We start from the raw sequence: 21,628 nt of genomic DNA, 5'->3' as shown, positions 1-21,628 counted from the left end.
CAGCACCGCCTACCCTGGCGTTCCAGTGAGACGAGTTCTAAGTATCGGAAAGGGTGGAATGCGTTCCTCAACCGTTCATGACGTGATCGTCGTCGGCTCCGGGCCCGCCGGGTACACCGCGGCGCTCTACGCCGCTCGTGCACAACTGGCTCCGGTGGTCTTCGAGGGAACCTCGTTCGGCGGGGCGCTGATGACGACAACCGAGGTGGAGAACTACCCGGGTTTTCGGGAGGGAATTCAGGGTCCCGAATTGATGGACCAGATGCGCGAGCAGGCGCTGCGCTTCGGCGCCGACCTGCGCATGGAAGATGTCGAGTCGGTGTCGCTGGACGGCGCCGTGAAATCTGTCACGACGTCCGAGGGCGAGACCGTGGCGGCTCGTGCCGTGATTCTGGCCATGGGTGCCGCCGCCCGCTACCTGCACGTACCGGGTGAGCAGGAGCTGCTCGGCCGCGGCGTGAGCTCGTGTGCGACGTGCGACGGATTCTTCTTCAAGGATCAGGACATTGCCGTGATCGGCGGTGGCGACTCGGCCATGGAAGAGGCGACGTTTTTGACGAAGTTCGCGCGCAGCGTCACTCTGGTACACCGCCGCGACGAGTTTCGGGCTTCCAAGATCATGCTCGACCGCGCCCGCGCGAACGACAAGATCACGTTCGTGACCAACAGCGCCGTCGTGTCCGTCCAGGGCGAGAACACCGTGACCGGCCTGCAGCTGCGCGACACGGTAACTGGCAAAGCATCGACCCTGCCGGTGACCGGGGTGTTCGTCGCCATCGGCCACGACCCGCGCTCGGAACTGGTGCGCGGCCAGATCGACCTCGACGAGGACGGCTACGTGTTGGTCCAGGGCCGCACCACCTACACCTCCGCCGCCGGTGTGTTCGCCGCCGGCGACTTGGTCGACCACACCTACCGGCAGGCGGTCACCGCCGCCGGCACCGGGTGTTCGGCCGCCATCGACGCCGAGCGCTGGCTGGCCGAGCACGCGGACCTGGGCGAGCGCACCCAGACCAAGGCCGCCGGAGAACCGGCGACAGCAACCCTCTGATTGGAGTACCTGCGATGACACAGACCGAGTCGGCCGGAACGCCGGTGGATGTTACCGACGCTTCGTTCAACAGCGACGTGCTGTCCAGCAAAACACCTGTGCTGGTTGACTTTTGGGCTACCTGGTGCGGGCCGTGCAAGATGGTCGCGCCGGTGCTGGCCGAGATTGCCGCGGACGCCGCCGACCGACTGACCGTCGCCAAACTGGACGTCGACGCCAATCCCGAGACCGCCCGCAACTTCGACGTCGTCTCGATCCCGACGCTGATCTTGTTCCAGGACGGCGAACCGGTCAAACGCATCGTCGGCGCCAAGGGCAAAGCGGCGCTGTTGCGTGAGCTTTCCGACGCTGTTCCGGGCCTCGGCTAGATCGGCGCGATCAGCCTGGCGTTTTCCCTAAATCGCCGAGCGTCTGCGACAATACCGCAAAGCCTGTCAAAGAGCGGCAGGGCGGCGCACACGGCTCACCGGAGGCCTTGCAATGTCAAGACCGCACCGCGGCGACGGCGATCAGCTGCGCCGTGGTGACCGTAGCGCCGCGGTCACCGAGATTCGCGTCGCGCTGATCGCGCTCGGTCATCTCGACGGCGAAGACACCGACCTCAGCACCGGGCGTCACGTCGCGGCCGATGTCTTCGACGCCGATCTCGACCACGCGGTTCGGGCATTTCAGCAGCATCGCGGACTGCTGGTCGACGGCATCGTCGGCGAAGCCACCCACCGCGCGCTGCGTGAAGCGTCGTATCGACTGGGCGCTCGGACCCTGCACCACCAGTTCGGTGCGCCGATGTACGGCGACGACGTGGCGACGCTGCAGGCCCGGCTGCAGGATCTCGGTTTCTACACCGCCTTGGTCGACGGGTACTTCGGCTTGCAGACCCACACCGGTCTGATGTCCTACCAGCGCGAGTACGGGCTGTACGCCGACGGTATCTGCGGCCCAGAAACGTTGCGGTCGTTGTACTTTCTCAGCTCGCGGGTCACCGGCGGCTCACTGCATGCGATTCGCGAAGAGGAGCTGGTGCGTCGATCGGGCCCGCGGTTGTCGGGCAAGCGGATCATCATCGATCCCGGTCGCGGCGGCACCGACCACGGTCTGATCGCCCACGGGCCGGAGGGTCCGATCAGTGAAGCGGATATCTTGTGGGACTTGGCAAGTCGACTCGAAGGTCGGATGACCGCGATCGGCATGGAGACCTTCCTGTCGCGGCCCACGAATCGCAGTCCGTCGAACCACGAGCGCGCCGCGACGGCCAACGCCGTCGGCGCCGACTTGATGATCAGCCTGCGGTGTGAAACCCAGGCCGGCCCCTCGGCCAGCGGGGTCGCCTCGTTCCACTTCGGCAACTCACACGGTTCGGTCTCGACCATCGGCCGCAGTCTTGCCGACTTCGTCCAGCGAGAAGTGGTGGCGCGCACAGGTTTACGGGATTGCCGCAGCCACGGGCGGACCTGGGATCTGCTGCGGCTGACCCGGATGCCCACCGTGCAGGTCGACGTCGGCTACATCACCAACCCGCGAGACCGCGCGATGCTGACCACTACCCAGACCCGCGACGCGATAGCCGAGGGAATTCTGGCGGCCATCAAGCGGCTCTACCTGCTCGGCAAGAACGACCGGCCCACTGGCACATTCACGTTCGCCGAGCTGCTCGCCCACGAACTGGCGGTCGAGCAGGCGGGCCGGGCCAGCGGCTCTTAGCAGACGCCGAAGAGCCGCTCCGCGCTCCCGCCGCGAGCGGTTGTTGCAACGCCGCGCTGTCCAGCAGCCGCTCCAGGGCCGCCTCGACTTCTGCTTTCCAGCCCAGGCCCTTGTCCAACTCCAGCCGCAACCGCGGGAAGTACGGATGCGGAGCCACCACAACGAATCCCACGTTGAGCAAGAACTCGGCATCGATCACGCATTGCTCGGCCGAACAGTCCCCCAGCACTTCGAGCACCGGCAGCAGCTCGGGATCGACGTCTGGCACGCTCGCCAAGTCGGCGACGCCCTCGGTTCGGCCGAACGCTTCCAGCGCACGCACGCCGCGCCGGACCAACTCGTCGACCACCTGCGCGACGAGACTGTAGGGCAACTCGTCAGCGTCGGGTCCGGGCTCGACCCGCATCGAGGTCAACAAGACGGCGTCGGGTGACACCGGCGCCGTCGGAAATCGGCGGGCTCGCGGGACAGTCCGCGGCGGAGCGTAGAAGGCGTAGCCGAGGCACGTCGATTCCCCCTCGGCGCAATCGGTGGCGGCCGCGGAGGCAACCTGACCGCACGATCCCCACTCCAGCATGACCATCGACAGCCACGCTTCCTTTTCGAATTCCGGGTCGGCGAGTTGATCTTGTTGACCGAGAGTCGCGGGGTCGACTTCCCAGAAGACGCAGCGGCGCGCGTGTTTAGGAAGCTGATCGAAGGCTTCGAGTCGCAGCGGTGTGATTCGAGCAGTCACTGAACTCCTGGGCCTCCGTGGGGGGCGGTCCATTGCGGTCCGTCTTCCCCGCGAGCGGGTGGTCCCCCACCCCGCAGCAAAGCGTACCCCGATGCCGACGGCCGCGGAACCCGCGCGGGCCGGGCTCGGGCCGTCCGGATTCCGGCCGACGCGAGGTTTCGGACCCGCGACCGGTCCCCGGTCCGGCCCGCCTGGGCCTTCGTAGCGAGTTCGCTTCGCGCACAAAGGGATTCGGTGGTTCTCGGCATGTCAGCGCGGCCTGATCGGGCGGAATGTCACAGTGACGTAACGGGTTGGTAGCCCCGGTCAGTTCTTCGACGATTTCATCAAGTCGACAATGCGCTGTAAATCGTCCACCGAGCCGAACTCGATCACAATCTTGCCCTTGCGCTTGCCCAGGCTGACCGTGACACGGGTGTCGAAGGCGTCCGACAGCTGCTCGGCGATATCTTGCAGCCCGGGCATGTGGATCGGCTTGCGTTTCGGCGACGACGGCTTGCTGGGCTCGCTGCGGTTGGCGACCGTGACCGCCTCTTCGGTCGCCCGGACCGACAGACCCTCGGCGACGATCCGCGCGGCGAGTGCCTCCTGCGCCTCCGCTCCGGCTTCGAGCGACAGCAGCGCACGGGCATGGCCGGCCGACAGCACCCCCGCGGCCACTCGGCGCTGGACGGCAATCGGCAACCGGAGCAACCGGATCATGTTGGAGATCAACGGACGGGACCGGCCGATCCGGGCGGCCAATTCGTCGTGGGTGACCTCGAACTCGTCGAGCAGTTGCTGGTACGCCGCCGCCTCCTCCAATGGATTCAGCTGTGCCCGGTGGATGTTCTCCAGGAGGGCGTCGCGCAACAGGTTGCCATCGGCGGTCTCCCGCACGATCGCGGGGATGGCTGTCAGGCCGGCGGTCTGGGCCGCGCGCCACCGCCGCTCCCCCATGACGAGCTGGTAGCGCGGGCCGGATGTCGCACCGAGGTCGCGGACCACGATCGGTTGCATGAGCCCGAACTCGCGGATTGAGTGCACGAGTTCGGAGAGCGCTTCTTCGTCGAAGACCTGCCGCGGCTGACGCGGGTTCGGCTGGATCTGAGTCGGGTCGATTTCGCGATACACCGCGCCGATGTCCGACCCGGGCGCGGCCGGCGGGCCGCCCATCAGAATGTCGGCAGCCGCGTCGCCGATCTGTAGACCCCCGCGGCGCGAAGGATCGGTCTCCCCGTCGGCTGGCCCGGTGGGAATCAGCGCGGCGAGTCCCCGGCCCAGGCCGCCCTTCTTACGCGTCGGTTGAGTCATCGTTGGTCCCCTCCATCAGCTGTCGTCAGGCCCCGCTCCGCGATCTCGCGGCTGGCGTCGAGGTAACTCAGCGCGCCGCGCGAACCGGGATCGTAGTCGATGATCGTCATGCCGTAGCCCGGCGCTTCGGAGACTTTGACGCTGCGCGGGATCACGGTCTTGAGGACCTTGGGGCCGAAGAAGCGGCGGACTTCGTCGGCCACTTGGTCGGCCAGCTTGGTCCGCCCGTCGTACATGGTGAGGACGACGGTGGTGACGTCCAGTCCGGGATTCAGGTGCGCCTTGACCAGATTGATGTTGTTCATCAACTGCGATACTCCCTCCAGCGCGTAGTACTCGCACTGAATTGGGATCAGCACCTCCGGTGCGGCGACTAATGCGTTGATGGTCAGCAGCCCCAGCGACGGCGGGCAGTCGATGAAGACGTAGTCGAAGGGGGCTGCTGGATCGAGCCGGTCGAGTTCGGCGAGTGCGGTGCGTAACCGGTTCTCGCGGGCCACCATGCTGACCAACTCGATTTCGGCGCCGGCCAAGTCGATGGTGGACGGCACGCAGAAAAGTCGGTCGCTGTGTGGGCTCTGCCGCATCGCGTCCTGGAGCGGTATCTCACCGAGGAGTACTTCGTAGGACGACGGGGTCCCGGAGTGCCGGTCCTCGATGCCCAGCGCGGTGCTTGCGTTGCCCTGTGGATCGAGATCAACGACGAGCGTCCGCAGTCCTTGGACGGCCAGGGCGGCCGCGAGGTTGACTGCCGTCGTGGTCTTCCCGACGCCACCCTTCTGATTGGCGATGGTGAACAGGCGGCGCTGCGGTGGGCGGCTCAGCGGTGTGCAGGACCTGGAGAGCACTTGCATCGCCCGCTCGGCCGCCGCTCCAATCGGGGTGTCCAACTCCGATGTTTCACGTGAAACCAGGCCGGCGCCCGGGCCGAGGGGGTTGTCTGGCGCGCTCATTGGCTCTCCCTGCTCGATCGTCGGCGCGGCGGATTCCGGAGCGATTCCGGCTTCTCCCGCCGAGCCACCACCACCGTTGTCGGCGGGGATAAAAGACTCACGCCACATTCCACCACCCTGACATCCACGGCGCCTAACTTGCTCAGCACACGCCGGTGCTCGCGCACCTCGTCGGATGCACGCTCCCCTTTGATCGCCAGCAGCCGACCACCTTGCCTGACTAGCGGCAGGCTCCAGCGTGCCAGCTTGTCTAGCGATGCCACCGCCCTCGACGTCACCGCGTCGGCTCCGCCGGCCATCTTGCGGACCTCGGAATCCTCGGCCCGGCCGCGGACCACCTCGGCGTCGAGGCCGAGTTCGTCGATCACCATGCGCAGGAATTCGGTGCGCCGCAGCAACGACTCGACCAGCACGACCCGCAGGCCGGGTTTCGCGATCGCCATCGGGAGTCCCGGTAGCCCGGCGCCACTGCCGATATCGACGATTCGTTCGCCCGCCTCGACCAGTTCCGCAACGGCCGCGCAGTTCAGCAGATGTCGATCCCAGATCCGGTCGACCTCACGCGGACCCAGCAGGCCCCACTCCACGCCGGCAGTCGCGAGCAGTCGAGCGTAGCGTTCGGCGAGATTCAACCGATCGCCGAATATCGGCGGCGCCGTATCTGGCACCGGCAAGAGCGCCCTCTCGCGGTCGCGGGAATTGACATGTTTCACGTGAAACATTCCTCCCGTCCGTACCCGCCGCCGAGGCGAACCCGAACTACACAGGTGTAACTATGTCCTTGGTTCAGTCGGCCAGAACGACCACACGGCGCGCCGGCTCGACGCCTTCGCTCTCGCTGTGCACCCCGCTGACAGCGGCGACGGCGTCGTGGACGATCTTCCGCTCAAACGGCGTCATCGGTGCAAGTTCTTCGCGTTCGCCGCTTTCGAGTACACGCTTGGCGACCTTGTCCCCCAACGCGGCGAGCTCCTCGCGTCGGCGCCGGCGCCAGCTCGCCACGTCGAGCATCAGCCGGCTACGCACACCCGTTTTGTGGTGCACGGCCAGTCGGGTCAACTCCTGCAGTGCATCGAGCACCTCGCCCTTTCGGCCGACCAACTTGTTCAGGTCCTCGCTGCCGTCGATGCTCACGATCGCGCGGCTGCCTTCGACGTCCAGGTCGATGTCCCCGTCGAAGTCGAGGAGGTCGAGCAGTTCCTCCAAGTAGTCGCCGGCGATTTCTCCCTCGGCGACCAGTCGCTCTTCCTGGTCGCCCTCACCATCGCCGTCGCCCTCGGCCGGCGCGGCGCCATTGGCGAAGCCTTCCAACTCGTGCTCGGCCGGCGCGTCGTGCGCGTCGTTTCCGTTGGTCGCTGCTTGCGGGTCTGTCATCTCGTGCCTACTTCCCTTCCCGTGCCCGGGCCTCGCCCGGTGAAGTCTGCTGTCCGGTTCGATAATCCGACAGTGGTGTTTCAGCGCCCGCGCTTCTTCGGCTTGGCGCCCGGCCGCGGCGTCCGGTTGCCGCTGTCGGGCTGCGGCGGCCCGGTGGCCGGGCCCTCGCCGTCGCCGCCCGCCGTCGCCTTGGCCGCTGATCGCTTCGGCTTCGCCCCCGGCACCGGCGCGTTGGCGGCCCGGCGTTCGATCTCCTCGCGCTTCTTCTCTTCTTCTTCTTGCTCGATCATCCTGAACACGTAGTGCTGCTGACCGAAGGTCCAGATATTGTTCGCGAACCAATAGAAGATGATCGCCAGCGGCAGGAACGGTCCACCGACCACCACGCCGAGCGGAAAGACGTAGAGCGCCAGCTTGTTCATCATCGCGGTCTGCGGGTTGGCCGCGGCCTCAACACTCTGCCGGGCCACCGACGCGCGGCTGTTGAAGTAGGTGGCGATGCCGGCCAGGATCATCACCGGGGCGCCCACCGCGACAACCGCCGGGCGGCTGAAGTCGAAACCCTCGAATGCCGCCAGACTCGAGCCCCGCTGAGTCATGCTCGCGCCCAGCGGCGCGCCGAACAGGTTGGCGTCCAGAAAGTGCCCGACGTCCTGCGCGCTGAAGACGTAGTTGCCGAGCGCCCGGTTGCGCTCCGGCGACAAACCCAGCTGACCGAGGCCGCTCGTGGTGCGGTTGAAGCTACGCAACACGTGATAGAGCCCGAGGAACACCGGCACCTGAACCAGCATCGGCAAGCAGCCGAGAATCGGATTGAATCCGTGTTCGCGTTGCAGTTTCTGCATCTCCAACGCCATCCGCTGGCGGTCCTTGCCGTACTTCTTCTGCAGCGCCTTGATCTGTGGCTGCAACTCTTGCATCTGCCGCGTGGTCCGGATCTGCCGGACGAAGGGGTTGTACAGAATCGCCCGGAGGGTGAAAACCAAGAACATCACCGACAGTGTCCAGGCCAAGAAGTTCGTCGCTCCCAGGAACGAGGCGAATACCTTGTACCAGAGCCACATGATCGCCGAGACCGGGTAATAGAAGTAGTCCAGGCTGAACGGATCAAACGACAACAGAATCACTCTTCCTTAGCAACGACGGGCCCCTGGCGTTGCTGGGTTCTCCCGGTCTTGGGCCGCGGCTCGCTGGCGCTCCGGTATCGGATCCCATCCTCCCCGATGCCACGGACCACACTTCGCCAGCCGGACGGTCGCCAGCCAACTCCCCCGAATCAGCCCGTACTCGGCCAGCGCGTCGACCGCGTACTGACTGCACGTCGGGGTGAAGCGACACGTCGGCAATCGCAGCGGCGACACCATGTGCCGGTACAGCTGGATGACGAAGATGACGCCGCGGACGGCGGCGGACTCGGCGCCGCGCATCCCTGACGTTATGGCATTCACCGCTTGCGCCCCGCCGCTTCGATACGGCGCAGGCCGGCTCGCAGCTCCTCACCCAGGCGGGCCGACGGGACACCGGGACTACTCGGAAGCGCACGGATCACGACGTGCTCGGAACCGTTGCGGTCGGCCAGCACGTCACGCGCGACGTGCCGCAGCCGGCGGGACAGCCCATGCCGCTGCACGGCAGACCCGACCGATCGCGAGACGATCAGCCCGAGTTTGGGGTCTCCGGTTGCACGTCGCATGTAGATGACCATGTTCGGTTGGACGGCTTTCCTTCCCCGCTTGACCGTTGCATCGAAATCGGTCGACCGCGTCATGCGGTTACGCGCGGAAAGCACCGCCACTACACCGAAAGATCAGGCAGTCAGCGAACTACGGCCCTTGCTGCGCCGGCTCGACACGATGGCCCGGCCGGCCCGAGTTCGCATGCGCAGCCGGAAGCCGTGCACACGGGCACGGCGCCGGTTGTTCGGCTGGAAGGTCCGCTTGCCCTTTGCCACGACTCTCTCCTTGCTGCATCTGACGTCGCGCCCGACCCGGTCTCCCGTGTCGGTGGGTCACACGTGTCCCCACGACGCCTCGATAGGCTTCATGTCTTGCTGGTAGTCGACGCGCCGTCCGGACCGAATCGTCCGAATCGCAGCCGTATCGCCCGCTTTCGGGACGACTGTTTGAGGGTACTGACCGGCGTTCGCCCGGTCAAACCAGGCTAAATCGCGCGCCGACGCCAGGAATACCTTCGACCGCCGCCACACCCGCCACCGGTCCGGCAGGCGATCTTGGTCAACCGGTTTTAAATGTTGCAGAACGGTTGGCTGCAAGCGGCGAAAGCTGTTAGCTTCGGTCGGTGCTGTTTCATACCGAAGCGGCGCTAGACAACGAAGTAAGGGTGGCAGATCGGCCTCCTAGCCAGCTACGTTTTACTGGCCGTCTCGAGCGCCGACCCGTCGGGCTATCCGGGGTGAGTTGTGCCTCGTTGGTCGCTGTCCTGTCCACACCTGTGGATAACGGTGTGGACAGTTCGTCGTCGGAACCATCGGTAGACCTTTCACATCAGTTCAGGGGGACCCGTCGTTGACCGAGGACCCCGGATCAAACTTCGCGACGGTCTGGAGTGCGGTCGTCTCGGAACTCAATGGTGAACTTTCCACAGACGGCACCGCAATTGTCGGCGCACCGTATGTGTCGCCACTGACACCGCAGCAACGGGCGTGGCTCAACCTGGTACAGCCCCTGACGATCGTCGAAGGTTTCGCCCTGCTCTCCGTACCGAGCAGTTTCGTACAAAACGAAATCGAACGACACCTGCGAACCCAGATCACCGATGCGCTGAGCCGCCGGCTCGGACAGCAGATCGAACTCGGCGTACGCATCTCCCCACTGGCCTCCAATGAATCCGACGACCGAACCAACACGGCATTCGAAGACGCCGACGAGATCGACGAGATCGACGAAGACGGCGAAGCCCTGGCCAGTGCACACCAGAGTTGGCCGTCGTATTTCTCCGAACGCCCACACAGCCAAGCCGCCGAGGCCGCCGCCGGCCTGAGCTTGAATCGGCGCTACACCTTCGACACCTTCGTCATCGGGGCTTCCAATCGGTTCGCCCATGCCGCGGCGCTGGCAATAGCCGAAGCACCGGCCCGTGCCTACAACCCGCTCTTCATCTGGGGCGAGTCGGGCCTAGGCAAGACGCACCTGCTGCATGCCGCCGGTAACTACGCCCAGCGACTCTTCCCCGGGATGCGCGTCAAGTACGTCTCAACCGAGGAATTCACCAACGACTTCATCAACTCGCTGCGTGACGACCGCAAGGTCGCCTTCAAGCGCAGCTATCGCGATGTCGACGTGCTGCTGGTCGACGACATCCAGTTCATCGAAGGCAAGGAAGGCATCCAAGAAGAGTTCTTCCACACCTTTAATACCCTGCACAATGCCAACAAGCAGATCGTGATTTCCTCCGATCGTCCGCCCAAACAACTTGCGACACTTGAGGATCGGCTGCGAACCCGGTTCGAGTGGGGACTGATCACCGACGTTCAGCCGCCGGAATTGGAAACCCGCATCGCCATTTTGCGCAAGAAAGCGCAGATGGAGCGGCTCAATGTGCCCGACGATGTGCTCGAGCTGATTGCCAGCAGCATCGAACGCAACATCCGCGAGCTCGAGGGCGCGCTGATTCGCGTCACCGCATTCGCCTCGCTGAACAAGGCGCCGATCGACAAGTCCCTGGCCGAGATCGTGTTGCGTGACCTGATCGCCGATGCCAGCACCATGCAGATCAGCGCCGCGACCATCATGGCCGCCACTGCCGAGTACTTCGACACCACGGTGGAAGAACTGCGTGGACCCGGCAAAACCCGGGCGCTGGCGCAGTCGCGACAGATCGCCATGTATCTGTGCCGCGAACTGACCGATCTGTCCCTGCCCAAGATCGGCCAGGCGTTCGGCCGCGATCACACCACGGTGATGTACGCCCAGAAGAAGATCCTGTCCGAAATGGCCGAGCGCCGTGAAGTCTTCGATCACGTCAAAGAACTCACCACTCGGATTCGTCAGCGCTCCAAGCGTTGATCGGTCTGGACCACCGGTCGGCTATCACCCGGGGCTCACCAGGGCCCTTCGTCACCTGGAATTTCAAAAAACTTCGGCCCCGTCGGCACCACCAGTCACAGCACAAGCCTGTGCACGCCCCTGTGCGCAACCTGCGCAGAGCCGTCGTGCGACCACCCGGTCCGTGCACAACCGCGACCACTCCCCAACCGATGCACACAAACCACCCAACCCGACCCCAGGTCATACACAACCCACCCGGCACTTCCAGCAGCCCAGACACCAGGCTGTCCACAAACTGCACAGGCCTTATTACTGTTATTGAGATATCTCAGTAATTTGCTCTTCAGAAAAAGCTGTTGGGGACGAGCCGTTCCACATCCCGGCCGTGAGCCTCGAAAGGCCCGCATGTCCCTGCTTCCGATTAGCTTTCAAGATGGCCTCCGACGCTCTACGGTTGTGGTTCGACAGCCGGTTCGGTGGTCGCAACGAGTACGGGCACGGGCGTCCGTCGGCGGGAAACAGCACGCCTCAGATGGGGCGCAGCCGCTGAAGTCAGCCGTGCTGTTCGAGGTGATTGAAGGGACGCAATGGACGTGGCGACGACCGCCGTCGGCCTGACCGACTTGAAGTTCCGCCTGGTGCGCGACGACTTCGCTGACGCAGTGGCATGGGTGGCGCGCACCCTGCCGTCCCGGCCGACGGTGCCGGTGCTGGCTGGTGTGTTGCTGACCGGCTCCGATGACGGCTTGACAATTTCCGGATTCGACTACGAGGTGTCTGCCGAAGTCCGTCTGGCGGCCGAAATAGGTTCTCCGGGAAAAGCTTTGGTGTCAGGACGGTTGCTGTCTGACATTACCCGGGCCCTACCGAACAAGCCGGTCGAGGTGCAGGTCGAGGGCACCAGGGTCGCGCTGGCCTGCGGAAGCGCGAAATTCTCGTTGCCGACGATGGCCGTCGAGGACTACCCCACGCTGCCGGCGCTGCCCGACGAGACCGGTGTGCTGGCGGTGGATGTGTTCGCCGAGGCGATCGGCCAGGTCGCGGTCGCCGCCGGCCGCGATGACACGTTGCCGATGCTGACCGGCATCAGAGTCGAAATCTCTGGACAGTCAGTGGTTTTGGCCGCGACCGACCGGTTCCGGCTGGCTGTTCGCGAGCTCACCTGGTCGGCGGCCGCACCCGACGTCGAGGCCGCGGTGTTGGTGCCGGCCAAGACGCTGTCCGAGGCGGCCAAGAGCGGGACCGACGGCGCCGACGTGCACTTGTCGTTGGGTGCCGGCTCGTCCGTCGGCAAAGATGGGTTGCTCGGTATCAGCGGAAAAGGCAAGCGCAGCACCACCCGGCTGCTCGATGCGGAGTTCCCGAAATTTCGCCAACTGCTGCCCGGCGAACACACAGCCGTCGCCACCGTCGTAGTCGCCGAGTTGACCGAGGCCATCAAGCGCGTGGCGCTGGTCGCCGACCGCGGCGCCCAGATCCGGATGGAATTCGCCGACGACACGCTTCGGCTGTCGGCCGGAGCCGACGATGTCGGTCGCGCCGAGGAAGACGTTCCGGCGGAATTCGCCGGTGAACCGCTGACCATCGCGTTCAACCCGACCTATCTCACCGACGGCCTGAGCTCACTGCATTCCGACCGGGTGGCGTTCGGCTTTACCACGCCGAGCCGTCCCGCGGTGTTACGACCGGCCGGCGACCACGCCCAACCCACCGGCACTGGACCCTTCCCGGCTCTCGAGACGGACTACGTCTACTTGCTAATGCCGGTTCGTCTGCCCGGTTAGTCGTCCGGTGTACGTCCGCCATCTCGGCTTACGTGACTTTCGGTCCTGGGCGAACGTCGAGCTAGAGTTGCCACCGGGGCGGACGGTCTTCGTCGGCTCCAACGGTTTCGGTAAGACGAATCTTGTTGAAGCCCTGTGGTATTCGTCGACTCTCGGATCGCACCGGGTCGGCACTGACGCGCCGCTGGTCCGGATCGGTGCGCAACGGGCCGTGGTGTCGACGATCGTCGTCAACGAAGGTCGGGAATGCGCGGTCGATCTGGAGATCGCCGCAGGCCGGGCGAACAAGGCGCGGCTCAACCGCTCGCCGGTGCGCAGTCCGCGCGAAGTCGTCGGCGTGCTGCGGGCGGTGTTGTTCGCACCGGAGGATCTCGCATTGGTCCGCGGCGACCCCGGCGATCGGCGACGATATCTCGACGATCTGGCTGCGCTGCGGCGTCCGCGGGTGGCGGGGATCCGGGCCGACTACGACAAGGTGCTGCGGCAGCGCACGGCGCTCCTGAAGTCGGCGTCCGGTGCGCGATTTCGCGGCGACCGCGGCGCCATGGACACCCTCGACGTGTGGGACCGGCAGCTTGCCGCGCACGGCGCCGAATTGATGTCCGCCCGAATGACTTTGACCAACGAGTTGGCGCCAGAAGTACAAAAGAGTTACCAGTTGCTGGCACCGGCGTCGCGGCCGGTCGCGATCGCCTACCGCGCCAGCGTCGAGGTCGAACCCGATCGGCTTGACGTCGCGACTCTGCAGGCGGCGCTGCTGGAAAAAATGGCGGCGCGCCGCAGTGCCGAACTAGAGCGCGGTGTGTGTCTCGTGGGCCCGCACCGCGACGATCTCGAACTGCGGCTGGGTGAACAACCGGCGAAAGGCTTCGCCAGCCACGGGGAATCGTGGTCGGTGGCACTGGCGCTGCGACTGGCCGCCTATGAATTACTTCGCGCGGACGGCAGCGATCCGGTGCTGCTGCTCGACGACGTATTCGCCGAACTCGATGTCGCCCGTCGCGAAGCGCTGGCCGCGGTGGCTGGATCCGCGGAGCAGGTGCTGGTGACCGCGGCGGTGCCCGACGACATTCCGCGCGACTGGGATGCCACCTGGGTTCACATCGGGATGAACGACGACGACAACGGACCTGTATCGGCGGTGACGGGATGAACGACGACGAGACGCCGGGCTCTGTACCGCCCGAACATCTGAGTGGAATGCAAGGGATGGATCTGGTGCGACGGGTGTTGGAAGAAGCCCGTGGCGCGGCCCGCATCCAAGGTAAAGACGTCGGCCGCGGTCGGCGGTTACCCCCGGCCCGCCGGGTGGCCGGCGCGAGCCGCCGGCGCTGGTCCGGGCCCGGCCCCGACGCGCGCGACCCGCAGCCCCTCGCCAGCGCCACCCGTGACGTCGCGAAAAAAAACGGATGGTCGTCCAGGGTCGCCGAGGGCGCGGTGTTCGGTCAGTGGCCGCAAGTCGTCGGCGCCCACATCGCCGAACACGCCACCCCGACCGGCCTGCGCGACGGGGTGCTCAGCGTCACGGCGGAGTCCACGGCGTGGGCCACGCAGTTACGTCTCATCCAGAACCAGGTGCTGGCCAAGATCGCGGCGGAGGTGGGCCACGGCGTGGTCACCAGCCTGCGGATCACCGGCCCGACCGCCCCGTCGTGGCGCAAGGGCCCGCTGCATATCGCCGGGCGAGGACCGCGCGACACCTACGGATGAGCCGGCGATACCGTTGCGCTGAGGGCCGTCACAACGCGAAAAAGGCGCTTGTCAAGCGTCAGGACGCAGGACAGATCGAAAAATTCCGTACACGGCTCAGATAGCTGTGTAGAAACGCCCTTACAGAATCAGTCCGGACCTGTCGTGACGGTAGACTGGGCGAGAACCAGCGCACAGTCATCGGACTGCCTGCGCGCGCACCCCAAGGAGAGCCTTCCGATCGTGGCTGCCCCGAAGAAGAATCCGAAAGAGTACGGCGCCGATTCCATCACCATTCTCGAGGGACTGGAAGCGGTCCGTAAGCGCCCCGGCATGTATATCGGCTCCACCGGAGAGCGCGGATTGCACCACCTGGTCTGGGAGGTCGTCGACAACGCCATCGACGAAGCGATGGCGGGCTACGCCGACACGGTCGATGTGGAGATCCTGGAGAACGGTGGCGTCCAGGTCACCGACAACGGCCGCGGCATCCCGGTGGCAATGCATGCCACCGGAGTTCCCACCGTGGACGTCGTGATGACTCAACTGCACGCCGGCGGCAAGTTCGGCGGCGACGACGGCGCCTACGCGGTTTCCGGCGGTCTGCATGGCGTGGGCGTCTCGGTGGTCAACGCGTTGTCGACTCGACTCGAAGTGGAAATCTCCCGCGACGGTTCGGAGTGGTATCAGACCTACGACCGCTCTGTGCCCGGCACTCTCAAACAGGGTGACAAAACCAAGAAGACCGGCACGACAGTCCGGTTCTGGGCGGATTCGGGCATCTTTGAAACGACGAACTACGACTTCGAGACCGTAGCCCGCCGGCTGCAGGAGATGGCCTTCCTCAACAAGGGTCTGACGATCAACCTCACCGACGAACGGGTCAGCCGGGAAGACGTCGTCGACGAAGTCGTCAGCGACACCGCCGAAGCCCCCAAGTCCGCGGAAGAGAAAGTCGCGGAATCGGTTGCGCCGCACAAAGTCAAGCACCGCACCTTCCACTACCCGGGCGGTCTGGTCGACTACGTCAAGCACATCAACCGGACCAAGAGCCCGATCCACTCCACCATCGTCGACTTCTCCGGGAAGGGTCCCGGCCATGAAGTGGAAATCGCCATGCAGTGGAACGGCGGCTACTCGGAATCGGTGCACACCTTTGCCAACACCATCAACACCCACGAGGGCGGTACCCACGAAGAGGGTTTCCGCGCGGCGCTCACGACGGTGGTCAACAAGTACGCCAAAGACAAGAAGCTGCTCAAAGAGAAGGACTCCAACCTCACCGGCGACGACATCCGTGAGGGTCTGGCGGCGGTCATCTCGGTGAAGGTCCGCGAGCCGCAGTTCGAGGGCCAGACCAAGACGAAGCTGGGCAACACCGAAGTCAAGTCGTTCGTGCAAAAGATCTGCAACGAACAGCTCAGCCACTGGTTCGAGGCAAACCCTGCCGATGCCAAGACCGTCGTCAACAAGGCGGTGTCGTCCGCGCAGGCCCGCCTGGCGGCTCGCAAAGCACGAGAGTTGGTTCGCCGCAAGAGCGCAACTGATATCGGCGGGCTGCCCGGTAAGTTGGCCGACTGCCGTTCCACCGATCCCCGCAAGTCGGAGCTGTATGTGGTGGAAGGTGATTCGGCCGGCGGCTCGGCCAAGAGCGGCCGCGACTCGATGTTTCAGGCGATCCTGCCGCTGCGCGGCAAGATCATCAATGTCGAGAAGGCGCGCATCGACCGGGTGCTGAAAAACACTGAAGTCCAAGCGATCATCACCGCGCTGGGCACCGGTATCCACGACGAGTTCGACCTCACCAAGCTGCGTTATCACAAGATCGTACTGATGGCCGATGCCGACGTCGACGGACAGCACATCTCGACACTGCTGCTGACACTGTTGTTCCGTTTCATGCGGCCGCTAATCGAAAACGGCCACGTGTTCCTCGCGCAGCCGCCGCTGTACAAACTGAAGTGGCAGCGCAGCGAGCCCGAATTCGCCTACTCCGACCGTGAGCGCGACGGTCTGCTGGAGGCCGGCCGCGCCGCAGGTCGAAAGATCAACACCGAGGACGGCATCCAGCGTTATAAAGGCCTCGGCGAGATGGATGCCAAGGAGCTGTGGGAAACCACGATGGATCCGTCGGTGCGGGTGCTGCGTCAGATCACGCTCGACGATGCTGCCGCGGCCGACGAGCTGTTCTCGATCCTGATGGGCGAGGACGTCGAGGCCCGACGCAGCTTCATCACCCGCAACGCCAAAGACGTCCGCTTTCTCGATGTTTAAGTCGTCGAGACGGCTAGTTCCAGCGACCGAAGGAACCCATGACTGACACCACGCTGCCGCCGGCCGGCGAAGCCGGCGACCGTATCGAACCCGTCGACATCCAGCACGAGATGCAACGCAGCTACATCGATTACGCGATGAGCGTGATCGTCGGCCGCGCGTTGCCCGAAGTACGTGACGGACTCAAGCCGGTGCACCGCCGGGTGCTCTATGCGATGTTCGACTCGGGGTTCCGCCCGGACCGCGGACACGCGAAATCGGCCCGCTCCGTGGCCGAGACGATGGGTAACTACCACCCGCACGGCGACTCGTCGATCTACGACACATTGGTGCGGATGGCGCAACCGTGGTCGCTGCGCTACCCGTTGGTCGACGGCCAGGGAAACTTCGGCTCACCGGGCAACGACCCAGCGGCCGCGATGCGCTACTGCGTGACCGGTGACGCGCTGGTCCGCTTACCGTTAGGGCAGTCGGTGCGGATCCAAGATGTCGTCCCTGGCGCCGTACGTAATTCCGACAACGAAGCTGACTTGAAAGTTGTTGACCGACACGGCAACCCCGTTCGGGCTGACCGGCTGTTTCACTCGGGTGAGCACCAGACGTACACGGTTTGCACAGCCGAAGGTTACGAGTTAACTGGAACGGCGAACCACCCCCTGCTATGTCTCATCGAGATCGGTGGTGTGCCCACGCTGTTGTGGAAGCTGATCTCAGAAATCGGTCATCAAGACCACGTCGTGCTGCAGCGAACCCCGCCGATCGAGCTAGGCCCTGCCGACTGGCAGCCGACGATGGAAGCTCTGCTGCTCGGCGCCTTCATCAGTGAGGGCTTCGTTTCCGAGGGGCGCGCGGGTTTCAACAACCTCGACCGTAATTACTTCTCCACGGTGGTTACGGCTTACGACGCTGTCGTGGGGGGGCAACGTTACGTCTCGACCCGTCGAATCGCCTCGGGATCAATGCTGCACGAACTCGACATCCAAAATCTGACCGCATTGAAACAGAGTCGACTCGGTGAGCTAACGGGCCAGCGATCGCAAGACAAGGTCGTTCCAGATTGGTTGTGGCAGTCACCCGCGGCGGTGAAGCGGGCGTTCCTGGGGGCCCTTTTCGAAGGAGACGGGTCCTGCTCTGCATTGCCGCGCAACGCAATTCAGATCTCGTATTCGACGAGAAGCCGGCAGCTCGCGGCTGACGTACAACAGATGCTCCTTGAATTCGGTATCGTGTCGCGGCGCTATCTCCACGCGGTTGGCGAACACAAAGTGGTCATCACCAACCGTGCGCAAGCCGAGTTGTTTGCGGTCCAAATCGGTTTCGGTGGTGCGAAGCAGCTGAAGCTCAACGCAATCCTGAGTTCCCTGCCTCCGTGTAGGGGCATGGATGGCGACCATGTCCCGGGGTTGGCAGCGTTCATCCGCCGGCATGCGGGTGGCTCTCGGGCGGATCAGTATTGGCTTGCGCGCCACAACGTCGATCGCGTCCAGCGCTGGCGAACTCGCGGCGAGGAGATCCTGACACATATCGCCGACCCCGAGGTCCGTGCCATCGCGACGGACTTGACCGACGGTCGGTTCTACTTCGCACGAGTAGCTTCCGTGCTTCGCGCCGGTATAAAGCCCGTGTACAGCCTCCGTGTCGACACGGAGGACCACGCCTTCGTCACCAACGGCTTTGTCAGCCACAACACTGAAGCACGGCTGACCCCGCTCGCGATGGAAATGCTGCGTGAAATCGACGAGGAGACAGTCGATTTCACCCCGAACTACGACGGCCGGGTGCAGGAACCGACGGTGCTGCCGAGCCGGTTCCCCAACCTGCTGGCCAACGGCTCGGGCGGCATCGCGGTCGGCATGGCCACCAACATTCCGCCGCACAACCTGCGCGAGCTCGCGGAGGCCGTGTACTGGTGTCTGGACAACCACGAGGCCGACGAGGAAACCACGCTGGCTGCGGTGTGCGAGCGGGTCAAGGGTCCGGACTTCCCGACCCACGGGCTGATCGTCGGCTCGCAGGGCATCAACGATGCTTATACCACCGGTCGGGGTTCGATCCGGATGCGCGGAGTCGTTGAGGTAGAAGAAGATTCGCGCGGTCGCACCTCGATCGTGATCACCGAGCTGCCCTATCAGGTCAATCACGACAACTTCATCACCTCGATAGCCGAGCAGGTTCGCGACGGGCGGCTGGCCGGCATCTCCAACATCGAGGACCAGAGCAGCGACCGGGTCGGTCTGCGCATCGTCGTGGAGATCAAGCGTGACGCGGTGGCCAAGGTGGTGCTGAACAACCTTTACAAGCACACCCAGCTGCAGACCAGCTTCGGTGCCAACATGCTGTCGATCGTCGACGGGGTGCCGCGCACGCTGCGGCTCGACCAGATGATCCGGCACTACGTGGCACACCAACTCGACGTGATCATCCGGCGCACCACTTACCGGCTGCGCAAGGCCAACGAGCGCGCGCACATCTTGCGCGGTTTGGTCAAAGCCCTTGACGCCCTGGACGAGGTGATCGCGCTGATCCGCGCGTCGCAGACCGTCGACATCGCCAGAACCGGCCTGATCGAGCTGCTTGACGTCGACGAGATCCAGGCCCAGGCGATCTTGGACATGCAGCTGCGGCGCCTGGCCGCGTTGGAGCGCCAGCGCATCATCGACGACCTGGCAAAAATTGAGGCCGAGATCGCCGACCTCGAGGACATCCTGGCCAAGCCGGAACGACAGCGCCAGATCGTCCACGACGAACTCGCCGAGCTCGCCGACAAGCACGGCGACGACCGTCGCACCCGGATCATCGCCGCTGACGGCGACGTCAACGACGAGGACCTGATCGCCCGCGAGGACGTCGTCGTCACCATCACCGAGACCGGTTACGCCAAGCGCACCAAGACCGACCTGTATCGCAGCCAGAAGCGCGGCGGCAAGGGCGTCCAGGGTGCTGGGCTCAAGCAGGACGACATCGTGCGGCACTTCTTCGTGTGCTCGACGCACGACTGGATCCTGTTCTTCACCACCCAGGGCCGGGTCTATCGGGCCAAGGCATACGACCTGCCGGAGGCATCCCGCACCGCGCGCGGCCAGCACGTCGCCAACCTGCTGGCCTTCCAGCCCGAGGAGCGGATCGCCCAGGTCATCCAGATCAAGAGCTACGAGGATGCGCCCTACCTGGTGTTGGCCACCCGCAACGGGCTGGTCAAAAAGACCAAGCTGACCGACTTCGACTCGAACCGGTCGGGCGGCATTGTCGCGGTCAACTTGCGCGACGGCGACGAGCTGGTCGGTGCGATGCTGTGTTCCGCCGACGACGATCTGCTGCTGGTGTCGGCTCTCGGCCAGTCGATCCGGTTCTCGGCGACCGACGAGGCGCTGCGGCCGATGGGCCGGGCGACTTCGGGTGTGCAGGGCATGCGGTTCAACACCGACGACTACCTGCTGTCGCTCAACGTGGTGCGTGAGGGCACATTCCTGCTGGTCGCGACCTCCGGCGGGTACGCCAAGCGCACCGCGCTCGAGGAGTACACCGCGCAGGGCCGCGGCGGGAAGGGCATTCTGACGATCCAGTACGACTCCCGCCGTGGCAGGCTGGTAGGGGCGCTGATCGTGGACGACGACAGCGAGGTCTACGCGATCACCTCCGGCGGTGGGGTGATCCGGACGAAGGCCAAGCAGGTCCGCAAGGCCGGGCGGCAGACCAAGGGTGTTCGGTTGATGAACTTGGGCGAGGGCGACACACTGTTAGCCATTGCACGCAACGCCGAAGAGGCTGAGGCTCCCGACGAGGAGGCGGACGCCTAGCGGGTGATTAGGCTGGGCCGAGGCGCAAGCGATCGCCGGCCGCGCAGGCGACCGGGTGCACAGTTAGGAGCCGTGGTGACGTCACCGAACGAGCCGGGCCATTCCGGACCGGGCGACGGCCCGAACGGAACAGGCGCCAACACTGCCGCGACGCCGCGCACGCGGCCGCCCGCCCGCCCGTCGCCGGCGCAACAGCGCGTGCCGGGGCGCGGCGCGGCGGCATCCAATGCCGAGGCACGGCTGAATCGGTTCATCGCCGGCACCGCCGTACCGGGCACCTCGAAAATTCCACCGCCCGACGCCGCTGCGCCGCCCGCACCGAACGAGAGCCGGGAAAGCGATGCTTACGCCAGTGAACTGCCCGACCTGTCTGGCGCGATTCCCCGCGCAGCACAACGGAAGTCGGCGGCCGAGCGAGACGCCAGCGTGACCGCACCGGTGCGGTCGGCAGGCCGCATCCGGGTGGCGTCGCCGCGGACGCCCGGGCCGTTGCGCGCCAGCATGCAGATCCGGCGGGTCGACCCGTGGAGCACTTTGAAGGTGTCGCTGGTGTTGTCGGTGGCGTTGTTCTTCGTCTGGATGATCGCGGTGGCGTTCCTCTACTTGGTCTTGGGCGGCATGGGTGTCTGGAGCAAGCTCAACAGCAACGTCGGCGATCTGCTGAACAACACCAGCGGCAGCGCCGAGTTGGTGTCGGCCGGCACGATCTTCGGCGCTGCGGTGCTGATCGGTCTGGTGAACATCGTTTTGCTCACCGCCGCGGCCACGATCGGCGCTTTCATCTACAACTTGACCACCGACTTGATCGGCGGCGTCGAGGTGACGCTGGCCGACCGGGACTAGCGTTTTGGGTGCAGACGCCCGGGTGCGGTAATCTCGTCGCTCGTCTGTGTGCGGGCCTATAGCTCAGGCGGTTAGAGCGCTTCGCTGATAACGAAGAGGTCGGAGGTTCGAGTCCTCCTAGGCCCA

At 65.1% G+C, this 21,628-nt stretch carries 19 protein-coding genes and 1 tRNA gene; 11 read left to right on the top strand and 9 right to left on the bottom strand.

The window, feature by feature from the left end; all coding sequences use genetic code 11:
• Nucleotides 1-58: 58 nt before the first annotated feature.
• From trxB to ABDV69_RS07380, 3 genes are all read left to right on the top strand, one after another.
• Entirely contained in the window at nt 59-1,051 is a 993-nt protein-coding gene (gene trxB / locus ABDV69_RS07390; protein WP_343572931.1) for a thioredoxin-disulfide reductase, read from the top strand.
• 14 nt (nt 1,052-1,065) lie between these two features.
• Nucleotides 1,066-1,419, top strand: coding sequence for a thioredoxin (gene trxA / locus ABDV69_RS07385; protein WP_343572930.1), 354 nt, complete (start codon nt 1,066-1,068; stop codon nt 1,417-1,419).
• 112 nt (nt 1,420-1,531) lie between these two features.
• The gene (locus tag ABDV69_RS07380) at nt 1,532-2,752 is read left to right on the top strand and encodes an N-acetylmuramoyl-L-alanine amidase (RefSeq protein ID WP_343572929.1); all 1,221 of its coding nucleotides are present in this window, start codon (nt 1,532-1,534) and stop codon (nt 2,750-2,752) included.
• On the opposite strand, the gene ABDV69_RS07375 is transcribed toward ABDV69_RS07380, so the two are convergent.
• The 9 genes from ABDV69_RS07375 to rpmH form a co-directional block, all read right to left on the bottom strand.
• The gene (locus ABDV69_RS07375; RefSeq protein WP_343572927.1) at nt 2,685-3,488 is read right to left on the bottom strand and encodes an acetyltransferase; all 804 of its coding nucleotides are present in this window, start codon (nt 3,486-3,488) and stop codon (nt 2,685-2,687) included. The two genes, ABDV69_RS07380 and ABDV69_RS07375, sit on opposite strands and share 68 nt — an antisense overlap.
• Nucleotides 3,489-3,794: 306 nt before the next feature.
• Complete coding sequence (locus tag ABDV69_RS07370; RefSeq protein WP_343572925.1) at nt 3,795-4,781, bottom strand: ParB/RepB/Spo0J family partition protein; 987 nt, start codon at nt 4,779-4,781, stop codon at nt 3,795-3,797.
• Nucleotides 4,778-5,734, bottom strand: a complete 957-nt coding sequence (locus tag ABDV69_RS07365) for a ParA family protein (RefSeq protein WP_343572923.1) — start codon at nt 5,732-5,734, stop codon at nt 4,778-4,780. The genes ABDV69_RS07370 and ABDV69_RS07365 overlap by 4 nt, the downstream gene beginning before the upstream one ends.
• On the bottom strand, nt 5,731-6,456 hold the full coding sequence (gene rsmG, locus ABDV69_RS07360) for a 16S rRNA (guanine(527)-N(7))-methyltransferase RsmG (protein ID WP_343572922.1): 726 nt from the start codon (nt 6,454-6,456) through the stop codon (nt 5,731-5,733). Before rsmG ends, ABDV69_RS07365 begins: the two co-directional genes overlap by 4 nt.
• Nucleotides 6,457-6,520: 64 nt before the next feature.
• On the bottom strand, nt 6,521-7,108 hold the full coding sequence (locus ABDV69_RS07355) for a R3H domain-containing nucleic acid-binding protein (RefSeq protein ID WP_343572920.1): 588 nt from the start codon (nt 7,106-7,108) through the stop codon (nt 6,521-6,523).
• An 80-nt stretch (nt 7,109-7,188) separates the two neighbouring features.
• Nucleotides 7,189-8,232, bottom strand: a complete 1,044-nt coding sequence (yidC, locus tag ABDV69_RS07350; protein WP_343572982.1) for a membrane protein insertase YidC — start codon at nt 8,230-8,232, stop codon at nt 7,189-7,191.
• A gap of 9 nt (nt 8,233-8,241) precedes the next feature.
• Nucleotides 8,242-8,535 carry a membrane protein insertion efficiency factor YidD gene (gene yidD, locus ABDV69_RS07345; RefSeq protein WP_343572980.1) on the bottom strand — a complete coding sequence of 98 codons (294 nt, stop codon included), beginning with the start codon at nt 8,533-8,535 and terminating at the stop codon, nt 8,242-8,244.
• Between the two features lie 17 nt (nt 8,536-8,552).
• On the bottom strand, nt 8,553-8,897 hold the full coding sequence (gene rnpA, locus ABDV69_RS07340; protein WP_343572979.1) for a ribonuclease P protein component: 345 nt from the start codon (nt 8,895-8,897) through the stop codon (nt 8,553-8,555).
• An 18-nt stretch (nt 8,898-8,915) separates the two neighbouring features.
• Nucleotides 8,916-9,059, bottom strand: coding sequence for a 50S ribosomal protein L34 (gene rpmH, locus ABDV69_RS07335; protein WP_343572918.1), 144 nt, complete (start codon nt 9,057-9,059; stop codon nt 8,916-8,918).
• Nucleotides 9,060-9,633: 574 nt separating this feature from the next.
• Between rpmH and dnaA the strand changes: the two genes are divergently transcribed.
• From dnaA to ABDV69_RS07295, 8 genes are all read left to right on the top strand, one after another.
• Nucleotides 9,634-11,133, top strand: coding sequence for a chromosomal replication initiator protein DnaA (gene dnaA, locus ABDV69_RS07330; protein ID WP_343572916.1), 1,500 nt, complete (start codon nt 9,634-9,636; stop codon nt 11,131-11,133).
• A 569-nt stretch (nt 11,134-11,702) separates the two neighbouring features.
• Nucleotides 11,703-12,899, top strand: coding sequence for a DNA polymerase III subunit beta (gene dnaN / locus ABDV69_RS07325; protein ID WP_343572914.1), 1,197 nt, complete (start codon nt 11,703-11,705; stop codon nt 12,897-12,899).
• A 7-nt stretch (nt 12,900-12,906) separates the two neighbouring features.
• The gene (recF, locus tag ABDV69_RS07320; RefSeq protein WP_343572913.1) at nt 12,907-14,052 is read left to right on the top strand and encodes a DNA replication/repair protein RecF; all 1,146 of its coding nucleotides are present in this window, start codon (nt 12,907-12,909) and stop codon (nt 14,050-14,052) included.
• Nucleotides 14,049-14,609, top strand: coding sequence for a DUF721 family protein (locus ABDV69_RS07315; protein ID WP_343572911.1), 561 nt, complete (start codon nt 14,049-14,051; stop codon nt 14,607-14,609). The genes recF and ABDV69_RS07315 overlap by 4 nt, the downstream gene beginning before the upstream one ends.
• 222 nt (nt 14,610-14,831) lie before the next feature.
• Nucleotides 14,832-16,862 (top strand): DNA topoisomerase (ATP-hydrolyzing) subunit B, encoded by a 2,031-nt coding sequence (gene gyrB, locus ABDV69_RS07310; RefSeq protein ID WP_343572977.1) that lies wholly within the window; start codon nt 14,832-14,834, stop codon nt 16,860-16,862.
• Nucleotides 16,863-16,900: 38 nt separating this feature from the next.
• Nucleotides 16,901-20,659, top strand: coding sequence for an intein-containing DNA gyrase subunit A (gene gyrA, locus ABDV69_RS07305; protein ID WP_343572909.1), 3,759 nt, complete (start codon nt 16,901-16,903; stop codon nt 20,657-20,659).
• A gap of 75 nt (nt 20,660-20,734) precedes the next feature.
• Nucleotides 20,735-21,502 (top strand): DUF3566 domain-containing protein, encoded by a 768-nt coding sequence (locus tag ABDV69_RS07300; protein WP_343572908.1) that lies wholly within the window; start codon nt 20,735-20,737, stop codon nt 21,500-21,502.
• A 52-nt stretch (nt 21,503-21,554) separates the two neighbouring features.
• Nucleotides 21,555-21,628 (top strand) — tRNA-Ile (locus ABDV69_RS07295).

It is taken from the genome of Mycobacterium sp., from assembly GCF_039583785.1.
Taxonomy (GTDB): domain Bacteria; phylum Actinomycetota; class Actinomycetes; order Mycobacteriales; family Mycobacteriaceae; genus Mycobacterium.
This window is presented reverse-complemented; position numbering and strand designations above follow the sequence as displayed.